13 protein-coding genes and 1 pseudogene are annotated in these 13,010 nt (G+C 66.2%); 9 read left to right on the top strand and 5 right to left on the bottom strand.

Features of this window, described 5'->3' with window-relative positions:
* Positions 1-29 precede the first annotated feature (29 nt).
* The gene (locus M0D43_RS06510; RefSeq protein WP_252163996.1) at positions 30-893 is read right to left on the bottom strand and encodes an alpha/beta hydrolase; all 864 of its coding nucleotides are present in this window, start codon (positions 891-893) and stop codon (positions 30-32) included.
* Between the two features lie 120 nt (positions 894-1,013).
* Between M0D43_RS06510 and M0D43_RS06505 the strand changes: the two genes are divergently transcribed.
* The 3 genes and pseudogenes from M0D43_RS06505 to M0D43_RS22150 all read left to right on the top strand — a co-directional run.
* The gene (locus tag M0D43_RS06505) at positions 1,014-1,613 is read left to right on the top strand and encodes a TetR/AcrR family transcriptional regulator (RefSeq protein WP_252163995.1); all 600 of its coding nucleotides are present in this window, start codon (positions 1,014-1,016) and stop codon (positions 1,611-1,613) included.
* Between the two features lie 156 nt (positions 1,614-1,769).
* Positions 1,770-2,867, top strand: a complete 1,098-nt coding sequence (locus M0D43_RS06500; protein ID WP_252163994.1) for an NAD(P) transhydrogenase subunit alpha — start codon at positions 1,770-1,772, stop codon at positions 2,865-2,867.
* Between the two features lie 165 nt (positions 2,868-3,032).
* Positions 3,033-3,145: pseudogene (locus M0D43_RS22150) on the top strand (DUF4105 domain-containing protein); the annotation flags it as partial.
* 226 nt (positions 3,146-3,371) lie between these two features.
* Here M0D43_RS22150 and M0D43_RS06495 read toward each other — a convergent pair.
* From M0D43_RS06495 to M0D43_RS06485, 3 genes are read right to left on the bottom strand one after another with little or no spacing between them, the layout of a single operon-like run.
* Positions 3,372-3,860 (bottom strand): DUF3106 domain-containing protein, encoded by a 489-nt coding sequence (locus tag M0D43_RS06495; protein WP_260808041.1) that lies wholly within the window; start codon positions 3,858-3,860, stop codon positions 3,372-3,374.
* Between the two features lie 5 nt (positions 3,861-3,865).
* Complete coding sequence (locus tag M0D43_RS06490) at positions 3,866-4,216, bottom strand: hypothetical protein (RefSeq protein WP_252163992.1); 351 nt, start codon at positions 4,214-4,216, stop codon at positions 3,866-3,868.
* Positions 4,213-4,776 (bottom strand): RNA polymerase sigma factor, encoded by a 564-nt coding sequence (locus tag M0D43_RS06485; RefSeq protein WP_260808040.1) that lies wholly within the window; start codon positions 4,774-4,776, stop codon positions 4,213-4,215. Before M0D43_RS06485 ends, M0D43_RS06490 begins: the two co-directional genes overlap by 4 nt.
* 123 nt (positions 4,777-4,899) lie before the next feature.
* Here M0D43_RS06485 and M0D43_RS06480 point away from each other — a divergent pair, with 123 nt between their 5' ends.
* The gene (locus M0D43_RS06480) at positions 4,900-5,205 is read left to right on the top strand and encodes an NAD(P) transhydrogenase subunit alpha part 2 (RefSeq protein ID WP_046346232.1); all 306 of its coding nucleotides are present in this window, start codon (positions 4,900-4,902) and stop codon (positions 5,203-5,205) included.
* Entirely contained in the window at positions 5,202-6,659 is a 1,458-nt protein-coding gene (locus M0D43_RS06475) for an NAD(P)(+) transhydrogenase (Re/Si-specific) subunit beta (RefSeq protein WP_260808039.1), read from the top strand. Before M0D43_RS06480 ends, M0D43_RS06475 begins: the two co-directional genes overlap by 4 nt.
* Positions 6,660-6,784: 125 nt before the next feature.
* Here M0D43_RS06475 and M0D43_RS06470 read toward each other — a convergent pair whose 3' ends face one another.
* Positions 6,785-7,204, bottom strand: coding sequence for a hypothetical protein (locus tag M0D43_RS06470; protein ID WP_260808038.1), 420 nt, complete (start codon positions 7,202-7,204; stop codon positions 6,785-6,787).
* Positions 7,205-7,390: 186 nt separating this feature from the next.
* On the opposite strand from M0D43_RS06470, the gene sufT reads away from it, so the two are divergent.
* From sufT to M0D43_RS06450, 4 genes are all read left to right on the top strand, one after another.
* Complete coding sequence (sufT, locus tag M0D43_RS06465; RefSeq protein ID WP_064508622.1) at positions 7,391-7,945, top strand: putative Fe-S cluster assembly protein SufT; 555 nt, start codon at positions 7,391-7,393, stop codon at positions 7,943-7,945.
* A 64-nt stretch (positions 7,946-8,009) separates the two neighbouring features.
* On the top strand, positions 8,010-9,095 hold the full coding sequence (locus tag M0D43_RS06460) for a branched-chain amino acid aminotransferase (RefSeq protein ID WP_252163988.1): 1,086 nt from the start codon (positions 8,010-8,012) through the stop codon (positions 9,093-9,095).
* A 308-nt stretch (positions 9,096-9,403) separates the two neighbouring features.
* Positions 9,404-11,137 (top strand): serine protease ExpR, encoded by a 1,734-nt coding sequence (locus M0D43_RS06455; RefSeq protein ID WP_260808037.1) that lies wholly within the window; start codon positions 9,404-9,406, stop codon positions 11,135-11,137.
* A 257-nt stretch (positions 11,138-11,394) separates the two neighbouring features.
* Positions 11,395-12,804, top strand: coding sequence for a S8 family peptidase (locus M0D43_RS06450; protein ID WP_260808036.1), 1,410 nt, complete (start codon positions 11,395-11,397; stop codon positions 12,802-12,804).
* Positions 12,805-13,010 lie beyond the last annotated feature (206 nt).

Below are 13,010 nucleotides of genomic sequence, written 5' to 3'. Positions count from 1 at the left end.
GTCAACCCTGACGCCCTGACGGAGTGTGCTTAAGGCGCTGCCGGCCCGACAAAATCCAAGGCGCGCGTGATCACCGAAGGGTGATCGACCATGCGGGTATGCCCCAGCCCGTCGGTACTGAACAGCTGCGCGCCCGGCCAGAGCGCGGCAAAGCGTGCGCCTTCTTCCCAGGGCGTTTCGCGATCGCGGCGGTCGTGGATGACCAGCGCCGGGCGATCGAACTGCGGCAGATGCGACGTCGCGTCGAAGTCGGCAAAACAGGTGCCGGTCAGCTGGATCAGCCAGTTTTCGAACGGCGCAAAGGTCGCAGGCGCAATGCCGGCGGCCTGGAACTGGCGCCTCGCGCTGGCTGCAGGCTCCACCAGTGGGGCAATCAGGACATAGCGCGCGGCGCGCCAGGTCGGATCATCGGCAAATACTGCGGCGGCGGTGCCCAGCGAGTGACCGATAAAGACGGCGGGGCGTCCGAAGCGGCTGCCCATCTCGCGCAGGACCTTCACGAAATGCGGCAGATTGCTGATCTGCCCACTGCTCAGGCCGTGTGCGGCCTGGTCGAAGGCCAGCACCGCATACCCGAGTGCCCGCAGCTGCGGAACCCAGGCGGCAAAGCGCAAGCCGTAGCTGGCCCAGCCATGCGACAGCAGGACGTACGGCTGCCGGGCGAGATCGCCCCACCGGTACACCACGATGCCGAAACCGTCGATGTGCAGCGTCTGGCGTTGCATATCGTCCAGCGTGGCTGCGATAGCGGCAGCCTGTCGACGTCCGGCCGGGCCCGGGGTGACGAAGCGGCGCGCCAGGTAACGGCCGGTCGGGCCTGGAGCCAGGTGGCTGGCGACGGCCAGTAGCCCGCGCAGCAGCCTCGCGCGCAACTTGATGAGGGATGGGCTCATGGGCGTTCCTTGTGGGAGTGAGCCATCTTGTCGATGACAAGATGCATGCGAAGTCTGGTGCCTGAATCTTGTCATCGTCAAGATTATCTGCTGCACTGGGATCCCGAGAAGCGAACCGCCATGCCACGACCAGACGCCCCGGCTGCGTATCACCATGGCGACCTACCGGCCGCACTGCGGCGTGCCGGGTGGGAGGTGCTGGGCGAATCCGGCCTGCGTGGACTCACCCTGCGCGAGTGCGCGCGGCGCGCGGGCGTTTCGCACGCCGCACCGGCGCACCACTTCGGCTCGCTGGATGGGCTACTGGCGGAGCTGGCGGCCGATGGCTATGCGCGCATGCTCGATCGCATCCGCGCCACCCAGCAGGAAGTGAACGACCCGCTGCTTGGCTGCGGGCTGGGCTATATCCGCTTTGCTGTCGACTATCCGCAGCAGTTCCGCTTGATGCTGGGACTGGACGTGCGTGCCAGCGGCCTGCCGCGACTGGTGCAGATCAGCGAAGAGGCGATCGCCTATCTGCGCGAGACGGTGCGCGCCCAGTGGATCGCCCGCCATGGCAGCGACCCGGATGCGGCGCTGCTGGAGCAACGCACCCTGTTGAGCTGGAGCGCGGTGCACGGCTATGCCTCGCTGGTGATCGACGGCCGGCACGAGCGATTGCGCGCCTTCGCGCCGGAAACCGTGATGGCGCCCCTGTTGAAGGGATTGCTGGAGCCGTAATGCAGGTGCAGTGCGGCAGAGACGCTGCCGCCAGACGATCGCGCGGGCCACGCGCTTGCGATCTGCCCGCCAACGGCACACGCGTGCATCACCGCCAGCTTGGCCGGTGCGCTCTGCTAGCATCGCGGCGACTGAAGCGCGCGACCGGAGCAACCCATGGCTGTGCAGGTGCTGGTGCTGAAAGAACAGGCGGCAGGCGAACGCCGCGTGGCAGCAACGCCGGAAACGGTCAAGAAGCTGGTCGCGCTAGGCGCCAGCGTGTGGATCGAGCCGGCTGCCGGCCGCGCCAGCAGTATGGACGATGCGGCGTATAGCGCGGCCGGTGCGCAGCTTGCCCACACGCAGACGCTGGCTCAAGCCGACGTCGTGCTATGCGTGCAGGCGCCGCCCACCGATGTGCTGCTGCACTGCAAGCCGCAGGCGGTGGTGATCGGCATGCTGGCGCCAGACGCGGATCCGGCGCGTGCGCAGGCATTTGCCGCGCGCGAGTTGATCGCATTTCCATTGGAGCGCCTGCCGCGCACCACGCGTGCGCAATCGATGGACGTGCTGAGTTCGCAGGCCGGCATGGCCGGCTACAAGGCGGTGCTGATCGCCGCGCAACTGGCACCGCGCTTTTTCCCGATGCTGACGACTGCGGCCGGCACCATGCGTCCGTGCAAGGTGCTGGTGATCGGCGCGGGTGTGGCCGGGCTGCAGGCGATCGCCACGGCCAAACGACTGGGCGCGCAGGTGGAAGGCTTCGATGTGCGACCGGAAACGCGTGAGCAGATCGCCTCGCTGGGGGCGCGGTTTCTGGACCTGGGCGTGAGCGCGGCCGGTGAAGGCGGCTACGCGCGCCAGCTCACCGATGACGAACGCGCGGAACAGCAGCGCCGTCTGGCCGAACATCTCAAAAGCGTGGACGTGGTGGTGTGCACCGCCGCAGTGCCAGGCCGGCCGGCGCCGAAGATCGTGACCGCCGAGATGGCGCGCGGTATGCGCACCGGCAGCGTGATCGTGGATCTGGCGGCGGAAACCGGTGGGAACTGCGCCGCCACCCGCCCGGGCGAGACCTATGACCTCGACGGCGTGGTCGTCGCCGGCCCGCTCAATCTCGCCAGCCAGGGCGCCGTGCATGCCAGCGAAATGTTTGCGCGCAACGTCTACGCATTCGCGGCCTTGTTGATCAAGGACGGCGCGCTGACCTTCGATTGGGACGATGAGTTGCTGGCGAAGACGCGGTGGTCGGCGCAGGCAGCGAGCAACGGGTAGCGGCGGCAGAAACTACATCGCGAGCGATCAGCCCAGCACGATGCACAGCGGATCGTGAGCAGCCATCGGGCGGTGCCGATGTCCTGCAAGTCATCTGATCCTGTAGCTCGCAGATGTGGTGCCGTTCGCGCTACCGCAAGAGGTGGCGGTTCCATTTGCGCCGCCGAACATTGGGCGTTGGTCGGCGTCTTCAGTGCCGCGTTCGTGGTGCTGGCAGTGTTGTGGTGGTGGATGCAGCCCGCCAGGGCCGCGAGTGGGGAGACGCTGTTGCCCAGCGTTGCGGTCGAAAGCGTTGCAGCGCTGTGCGCTACCCGCCGTACTCGTCTTGCCGTACGAGGGTATGACCGACACCGGCCATGTGCGCGTGGCTGACGTTAGCGGCGGTGGCGCTGCAAGACGCGGTGCATCGCCCGTGATGGATGGCGACCGTCCACTAACGCAATGCATAGCGCCTGATCACTCAAGACCGTCTGCTGTGTGCGCTGCCCCGTTTCCCATCGCGCATCAGTCCTCGACCGGCGGATGCTCGCGTAGCCAGGTGCTGCGCTCGGTCGGGCTCATCTTCTGCCAGCGCTGCTGCAGTTCGTTGCGCTGCTGCGGGTTAAGCGTGCGCATGCGGTCGAACAAGGCCTTGGCCTCACGACGTTGCTCCGGGGTCATGTTGCGGAAGCGGTCCATGCCGGCCTTGGCCTGCTTGCGCTGCTCCGGCGTCATGTCCAGCCAGCGGCGAGCGTGCCGGTACATCCTGGGGCGTTCTTCGGGCACGTCGTTCCAGCGCTCGCGTAGCGCATCGATCATGACCTGGCGCTGCTGCTGGGTCAGCTGGTCCCACTCAGGCATCGGGGGCTCGTCATGCGCACCCTGGCCGCGCGGGCCAGGTCCATCCATGGGTGGGCCCGGTGGCGGTCCGGGCGGGCGGTCCTGGGCCAGCGTCAAGGCGCACGGCCCGGCGCACAGCAACAAGGTCAACAACAGGCGTGTGGTGTGGGTCATCGTGCTCATTCCATGGCCAGGGCAGTGTCGGACCCGAGCCAGACGTAGAGGTCCGGGTTCTGGGTCAGCAGGTCGTCGGTATCGGTAGCGGCACTGCCGCTGGCAACCAACTGCGTCGGCGCGGTGCCAGACGGAGCGCTCTCGCCCGGACGCAATTGCAGGCCAATGCCGATCGCCAGCAGGCCCGAGCACGCGGTGGCCAGTAACCAGTAGCCGCGCCGGCTGCGCGTGGTGGCCGACGCGTGGCGGGCCTGACGCAGGCGCGCCAACGTCTGCGGCGGCAGGCTGGTCAGCGCCGTGGCATGCAGCTGACGCAGTTGCGCATCCAGCCGAGCGGTGTCGTGGGAGCGGTTCACAGGAAATCCTCAAACTGTTTTTGCAGCGCGTCGCGCGCACGCGACAGGTGGGTTTTGACCGAGCCTTCGGAGCAGCCCATCGCCTTGGCGGTGGTGGCCACGTCCAGGTCTTCCAGCACGCGCAGCGTGAACGCTTCGCGCTGGCGCGCCGGCAGGTTGCGCAAGGCCTCGACCAGCCGTTGGTAGGCCTGTTGATGCTGTTGTTCGTCCACCGGCCCGGTGCCGGGGTCGGCCCAGTCGATGGGGCCTTGGTCGTCGGCGCGCTCGGCCGGCGCCCAGAATTTCAGGCGAAAGCTGCGCCGCCGCTGCAGGTCGATGATGCGGCTGCGCAGGATGCTCCAGAACAGCGGCGTCCATTCGGCGGCCGGGCGCTCACGGTAGCCGAGCAGCTTCACCATGGCGTCCTGCACGGCGTCCAGCGCATCTTCGCGGTGACGCAGGCCGGCCTCGGCAAAGCGGAACGCACGCGGGCCGATACCGGCCAGGAAGGCGTCCAGCGAGACCGGCACGGTGTCGGCCGGTGCGGCAGGTTGCGGATCGAAAGGGGTTCCCACCAGCACAGCGTAGCTTCCGCAGAGACGATACGACGTCAACGGGCGAGCGCCGATTCGGTTGACAGGCGCCCGCACGCGCGCGGCGTGGGTATGATCGGCGGGCCGCACCGGCCAGTGGAGCGAACGACGATGAGCGACGGATTCGTAGCGCTGTACATCTTCATGCTGGCGGCCATCGCCGGCCACGTGATCATCTCGCGGGTGCCGGTGATCCTGCATACGCCGCTGATGTCCGGATCCAACTTCATCCACGGCATCGTGCTGATCGGTGCGATGGTGGTGTTGGGGCATGCCGATACCACGCTGGAAAAGGCATTGGGATTTGTCGCGGTGATGCTGGGTGCGGGCAACGCGGCCGGTGGTTACGTGGTGACCGAGCGGATGCTGGACATGTTCAAGTCCAGCAAGAAGCCGTCGGGCGGGGACGCGCCATGAACGTCTCCACCGCCGAGCTGCTGGCATGGCTGGTGAAGTCCAGCTATCTGGTCGCGGCGACCTTGTTCCTGCTCGGGCTGCAGCGCATGGCGTCGCCGCTGACCGCGCGCAGCGGCATCCGCTGGGCCGGGCTGGGCATGTTGATCGCCACTGTGGCCACGTTCTTCCTGCCCGAGTTGCACAACGTGCCGCTGATTTTGGCCGCGTTGGCGATCGGTACCGGCGTGGCGTGGTGGTCGGCCAAGAAGGTCGCCATCACCGACATGCCGCAGATGGTGGCGCTGTACAACGGCATGGGCGGCGGGTCGGCGGCGGCGATCGGGGCGGTGGAGCTGCTGCGGTTTTCGTTCTTCGCCAACCGTGACACGGCGCACTGGAGCGCGCAGGCGATTGCCGACCTGGCAGCGCGGCGGCCGGACACCACCACCGTGGTGCTGGCGGTGATCGGGTCGGCGATCGGGGCGGTGTCGTTGTCGGGGTCGATCATTGCCTGGGCCAAGCTCGACGGTCGGCTCGACCGGCGGGTGGCTTTCCCCGGCCAGCAGGTCTTCAACCTGGTGGTGGCAGTGGCGGTGCTGGTGCTCGGCAGTTGGGCCGCGAGCAGTCTGCAGCCGCTGGCGATCATCGCGTTCTTCGTCGTGGCGTTGGCGTTGGGGGTACTGATGACGCTGCCGATCGGCGGCGCCGACATGCCGGTGGTGATTTCGCTCTACAACGCGTTTACCGGGTTGGCGGTGGCGTTCGAGGGGTATGTGCTCGGCAATGAGGCATTGATCATCGCCGGCATGATGGTAGGCGCGGCCGGTATCTTGCTGACGCGGTTGATGGCCAAGGCGATGAATCGGCCGATCAGCTGTGTGCTGTTTTCCAACTTCGGCGGTGGCGGACAGGCGCAGGAAATCAGCGGGACGCAAAAGCCGATCGAGGCCGGCGATGTGGCGGCGATGATGGCCTTTGCCGAGCGGGTGGTGATCGTGCCCGGTTACGGCATGGCGGTGGCGCAGGCACAGCACAAGATCTGGGAGCTGGCGCAACGGTTGATCGCGCGCGGGGTCAAGGTGAAGTTCGCGATTCACCCGGTCGCCGGGCGCATGCCCGGGCACATGAACGTGCTGCTGGCCGAAGCCGGCGTGCCCTACGACCTGATCGCCGATATGGACGATATCAATCCGGAATTTGCGAGTACGGATGTGTCGCTGGTGATCGGTGCCAACGATGTGGTCAATCCTGTCGCAAAAACCGATCCGGCCAGCCCGATCTACGGGATGCCGATCCTGGATGTGGTCAATTCACGCAACACCGTGGTGATCAAGCGTGGCAAGGGCACCGGGTTTGCCGGCATCGAAAACGCGCTGTTCTACGCCGACAACACCCGCATGCTCTACGGCGACGGTGCCGAAGCGGCCGGCGCGCTGGTCAGCGAATTGAAGGCGCTGGATGGGGGCGTGCATTGATGTGCACGGCGCTACTCGCCTGGCCCCGCACGACGCAGGTGTGCCTGCGATGAGCGGTCGCATATCAGCGCATGTAAGCCGGCGATCACACCAGCCCGGCAGTGGCCGCTACGCTGCAATCAGACTCAGCGCGCTGCCCACCACGCCACCAGCAGGGCTGCGACGTAGCACAGCAGGTCGAAGCCGTTGTTGGCCAATTGCAGCAGCGTCCAGGCCAGGCCGGTGCCCATCTTCTGTGCCGAGGTCCACGGGTCCAGACCCAGCGACCCGCCCAGTTGCGCCGAAGCGATCCCCCAGTTGGTGCCGATGATGATCAGCGCCGTCGTCACGACGGCCACGCCGATGCGCAACCGGCCGGCGTGCAGGGTGCCCAGGCGCAGCATCCAGACGATCTCCAGGGCGGCGACCACGGCCATCCACCCGGCCTGGTTGCCCAGGGCGAGTGCGATGAGCAGCCAGGCGATGAGGGCGGTGACGCATCCCAGCAGCAGGAGCGGGGGCCAGAGCCAGTGGGCAGTTCTGGCGGACGCGGTGGTGGGCGGCATTGGAGCTCCTGACAGTGCGCACATGATAGAGCGCAAGCCGGCGTTTGCGACGCGTGGCGCGCCACGACAGTGCGGCTGATGGAATGCAGCGTCGTCGGCGCTTGGCGGGGCGGCCGGCGGCGACGCCGTCGTGGTCGGCTAGAATGGCCGACTTGCGCGCGACCTGCGCGGCCCCATATCCAGCCCATGTACTCCCGTAGCAGCGAACCCGTCCAGTTCGAACGCGATTGCGATGCCGTCATGGTGCCGCAGGGCGATTCGGTGACCCTGCCCGCAGGCAGTTACGGCTATATCACCCAGGCGCTGGGTGGCAGCTATACCGTCTTCGTCGAAGGCAACCTGTTCCGCATTGCCGGCAAGGATGGCGATGCGATCGGCAAGGAGGCCCCGCCGGGGCTGGAACTGCCCGACAACGCCAGCGACGAGGAAGTGGAAGCCCTGGTGTGGCAGCAGCTGCGCACCTGTTTCGACCCGGAAATTCCGTTCAACATCGTCGATCTCGGGCTGGTTTACGAGGCAGTGGTCAGCCATCGCGAGGAAGACAATCAGCGCCGGGTCGACGTCAAGATGACGCTGACCGCGCCCGGTTGCGGCATGGGTGAGATCCTGGTCGATGACGTGCGCAGCAAGGTCGAAATGATCCCGACCATTGCCGAGGCGGATGTCGAACTGGTGTTCGACCCGCCATGGGGCCGGCATATGATGTCCGAAGCGGCCCGTCTCGAGACCGGCATGCTCTGATCGTCAGGCGCCATATCCACGATGTGGCGCCGCGTCCTTTCGCCCGCCATACAGGAATCTTCCGGTGTCCGTGTCCTTCGCTTCCACCCGTTCTCCGTCGCCGCGCAGCGCCGACGAACTGTCCGTGATCCTGGCCGCGCCCGGTTTCGGGCTGCATTTCACCGACCACATGGTCGCCATTTCCTGGAACAACGAGCAGGGCTGGCATGACGCCCAGGTGCGCGCCTACGGGCCGCTGCAGCTGGACCCAGCTGCCTCGGTGCTGCATTACGGCCAGGAAATCTTCGAAGGCATCAAGGCCTACCGGCATGCCGACGGCTCGATCTGGACCTTCCGCCCGCAGGCCAATGGCGAGCGCCTGCAGCGCTCGGCGCGCCGTCTGGCGCTGCCGGAACTGCCGGTGGACCTGTTTGTCGAATCGCTGCGTCAGCTGGTCGCCGTGGACGGCAATTGGGTGCCGTCGGCGCCGGAAACCAGCCTGTATTTCCGCCCGTTCATGATTGCCGACGAGGCGTTCCTGGGTGTGCGTGCGGCGCACAAGGCGTCGTACTACGTCATCGCAAGTCCCGCCGGTCCGTATTTCGCCAAGGGCGTGGCGCCGGTGTCGATCTGGCTGTCCACCGAATATGCGCGCGCGGCCAAGGGCGGCACCGGCGCGGCCAAGTGCGGTGGCAATTACGCCGCCTCGCTGCTGCCGCAGCAGAAGGCCTACGCGCAGGGCTGCTCGCAGGTGCTGTTCCTGGACCCGGTGGAAGGCAAATACATCGAAGAACTGGGCGGCATGAACGTGTTCCTGGTTTACAAGGACGGCACGCTGGTGACGCCGGAACTGTCCGGCAGCATTCTGGAGGGCATCACCCGTGACAGCATCCTGCAACTGGCCCGCGACCGCGGCATGCAGGTGATCGAGCGCAAGGTCGCTATCGATGAATGGAAGCAGGGCGTGGCGTCGGGTGAAATCACCGAGGTGTTCGCCTGTGGTACGGCGGCAGTGGTGACCCCGATCGGCGAGTTGAAGAGCGATGGCTTTGCGGTGGGCGATCTGTCTGCGCCGGCGGGCGAGGTGACCATGTCCCTGCGCCAGGAACTGACCGACATCCAGTACGGACGCCTGCCGGATCGTCACGGCTGGCTGGTGCGTTTGTCGTAAGTCGACATATTTCGTCAAACAAGGGCCTCCGTGTGTCAACGCGGGGGCTTTTTTGTTTGCAAAACAGCAAAAACGACGTTTTTCGACCTGGAATACCTCGAAGTCAGCATGAGTCCGATGTGATTTACGTCACATATATGTAACTTAATTTTGCAAATGACCAACTGTGTATTGTCCAGTTTGGTTTATTTGGGATAGGTTCGCTGAACGGATCGATAACAGGGGCGATCCGGGCCTCTGGGGCATTCGCCATTGCGGCGGTTCCGGAAATACCGCTTCGGCGGTTCTCTTGACTGGAAGGGAATTCGATGTCTAACGCGTCGTTTCGTCCGCGCCACCGTGCGCTCTGCATCCTGGGTGCCTCCGCACTGACCTCCCTGCTGCTGGCAACGCCGGCTTTCGCCGGCGATGTCTACCTCGATGGCCTGGCCACCGCGCAGACCCACCAGAAGTTCATCGTGACCTACAAGGACGGCAGCAGCGCCCTCAGTAGCGCGAGCGTGTTGACCAACTCGTTGCGTACAGCAGCGCGTGCGCTACCGGCCAAAGCCGGCAAGCCGCTGGGCCTGAACAGCGTGCGCCGCCTGGCGGTGGGACCGGAGCTGGTGCAGGCCGACCGCGCGCTGGATCGTGCCGAAGCCGAAACCCTGATGCGTCAACTGGCTGCCGACCCCAACGTGCAGAGCGTGGAAGTGGATCAGATGCTGCACGCCGTCCTGACCCCCAACGACTCTCGCCTGTCCGAGCAATGGGCCTTCGGCACCACGAACGCCGGTCTCAACATCCGCTCGGCCTGGGACAAGTCCACCGGTGCCAACGTCGTGGTCGCGGTGATCGACACCGGCATCGTCAGCCATCCCGATCTCGACGCCAACATCCTGCCCGGCTACGACTTCATCAGCGATGCCACCGCCGCGCGCGACGGCAATGGGCGTGACAGCAATCCTGCCGACGAAGGCGACTGGAACTCGACCAGTGGGTGCTCCACATCCAATTCCAGCTGGCATGGGACCCATGTCGCCGGCACGGTGGCAGCGGTGACCAACAACACCACCGGTGTCGCTGGCACTGCGTTCAATGCCAAGGTGGTGCCGGTGCGCGTGCTGGGGCGGTGCGGTGGCTCGCTGTCGGATATCGCCGATGCCATCATTTGGGCGTCCGGCGGCAGCGTCAACGGCGTGCCGGCCAATGCCAACGTGGCCGAAGTCATCAACATGTCGCTGGGGGGCGGCGGCAGCTGTTCGTCCACCATGCAGAGCGCGATCAACGGTGCGGTCTCGCGTGGCACCACGGTGGTGGTGGCGGCTGGCAACAGTTCGGCCAACGTGTCCGGCTCGTTGCCGGCCAACTGCGCCAACGTGATCGCGGTGGCGGCCACCACCTCGGCCGGTGCCAAGGCCAGCTATTCCAACTTCGGCGCCGGAATCGATGTCTCCGCACCGGGTTCTGGCATTCTGTCCACACTCAATAGCGGCACCACCACCCCGGGCAATCCCAGCTACGCCTCGTACAACGGTACCTCGATGGCGGCCCCGCACGTCGCCGGCGTTGTTGCCCTGGTGCAGTCGGTTGCACCGACCACGTTGACGCCTGCCGATGTAGAAACGCTGCTGAAGAACACCGCGCGCGCCTTGCCGGGCGCCTGTTCGGGTGGTTGCGGTGCGGGCATCGTCGACGCCGACGCGGCAGTGACCGCGGCCATCGCCGGCAGTAATGGCGGTGGTGGTGGCGGAACCGGCAACACCCTGACCAATGGCACGCCGGTAAGCGGCCTTGGCGCGACCACAGGTGCGGAGTTGAACTACACCATCACGGTGCCGGCCGGCAGCGGCACGCTGACCGTCACCACCAATGGTGGTAGCGGCGATGCGGACCTGTACGTGCGGGCCGGCAGCGCGCCGACCGACACTGTTTACGCTTGCCGTCCGTATCTCGATGGCAACAACGAAACCTGCAACATCACCTCGCCGTCGGGCATCTACTACGTGCGGATCAAGGCCTACAGCACGTTCTCCGGCGTGACTCTGACAGCGAGCTACTAAACGCGCGCGCTGGGTGCGTTCCCTGGCCATGCCGCCAGGGAACGCTGCCTCCTTCGCGTCACCTCATCTGCAATGTCTCGTAAAGGTCTGCCGTTTCGGCAGGCGCAGGCGAGCTGTTGCCGCTCGGCCGGAAGGGACACCGGTCAATCGTTTTCATGGGCCTGGCGCCCGTGCAGTTGCCGGCTCCGATCCGCTGCATGCGGCGAAGGCCGGTCCTCTCGCCGCAGCTGCGGCACCTCTCCAATAAGGAACGATCGATGTCCAATGTGTCGCAACCTCGTGCGCCCAGGTGCGCGCTGGTGGTTTTGGGTGTTTCCGCGCTGACGTCCCTGCTGGCCGTGCCGGCATTCGCCGGTCAGGTCAATCTCTCCGGCTTGGATTCGCAACCCACGCTGGAACGCTTCATCGTCAAATACAAAGACGGTTCCAGTGCGGCGGTGAGCCCCACCTCGATGCGCGCATCGCTCAATTCCGTTGCCAGTACGATGCCGGCGCGCGCCGGTCGTGCGCTGGGCCTGAACCACGTGCGCCGTACTGCGCTGGGTTCGGAGGTGCTCAAGACCGACCGTGGCCTGGACCGCGCCGAAGCCGAAACGCTGATGCGCCGCATCGCGGCCGACCCCAGCGTGGATTATGTGGAGGTCGACCAGATCATGTACCCGGTGCTGACCCCGAACGACACGCGTCTGTCCGAGCAGTGGGGCTTGGGCACCTCTTCGTCCAGCATCAACGTGCGCCCGGCTTGGGACACCGCCACCGGCACCGGCGTGGTGGTGGCGGTGATCGACACCGGCATCACCAGCCACCCGGATCTCAATGCCAACGTGTTGCCGGGCTACGATTTCATCAGCGATGCCACGCGTGCGCGCGACAACAATGGGCGTGACAGCAATCCGGCCGACCAAGGCGACTGGACCACTGCTGGCCAATGCGGCTCCGGTTCGTCGGCCTCCAATTCCAGCTGGCACGGCACCCATGTGGCCGGCACCATTGCGGCGGTCACCAACAACAGTACCGGCGTCGCCGGCACCGCGTTCAATGCGCGCATCGTGCCGATCCGTGCACTGGGCGCATGCGGTGGCTCCACCTCCGACATCGTCGATGCGATCGTGTGGGCCTCGGGTGGCGCTGTGTCCGGTGTGCCGGCCAATGCCAACCCGGCCGAAGTGATCAACATGTCGCTGGGCGGCAGCGGCAGCTGTTCGAGCAGTTACCAGAACGCGATCAACAGCGCGGTGTCGCGTGGCACCACCGTGGTGGTTGCTGCCGGCAACAGCAATGCCAACGTGGCCAATTTCACCCCGGCCAGCTGCGCCAACGTGATTTCGGTGGCGTCGATCACCTCGGCCGGCGCGCGTTCGAGCTTCTCCAACTTCGGCAGCACCATCGATATCTCCGGCCCTGGCTCGGCGATCCTGTCGACCTTGAACAGCGGCACCACCACGCCGGGTTCGGCCAGCTACGCCAGCTACAACGGCACCTCGATGGCGGCCCCGCATGTGGCCGGCGTGGTGGCGCTGGTGCAGTCGGTCGCCAGCCGTCCGCTGACGCCGGCGGCGGTGGAAACGCTGTTGAAGAACACTGCGCGTCCGTTACCGGGCGCTTGCTCGGCCGGCTGCGGCGCGGGCATCGTCAACGCGGCCGGTGCAGTCAGCCAGACCCCGTAAGCCGGCACCTTGCCGGCATCGCGTCGGGTCTTCCCCGACGTGGCTGTCGGTGGTTTGAAGCTTGCATTGCCCCGCTTTGCGCAGGGCAGTGTGCGTTTGGACAGCGGCAATTGCCGGGTCGCCAGATAGGGCTGGCAGCGATGGCTGAATGAAGTGTCCACCAGCACAGGGGGGCCGCTTCAGTGCACCCGATGGCACGCCGATAG

This window comes from Xanthomonas prunicola, from assembly GCF_025266575.1.
GTDB lineage: Bacteria > Pseudomonadota > Gammaproteobacteria > Xanthomonadales > Xanthomonadaceae > Xanthomonas > Xanthomonas prunicola.
This window is presented reverse-complemented; position numbering and strand designations above follow the sequence as displayed.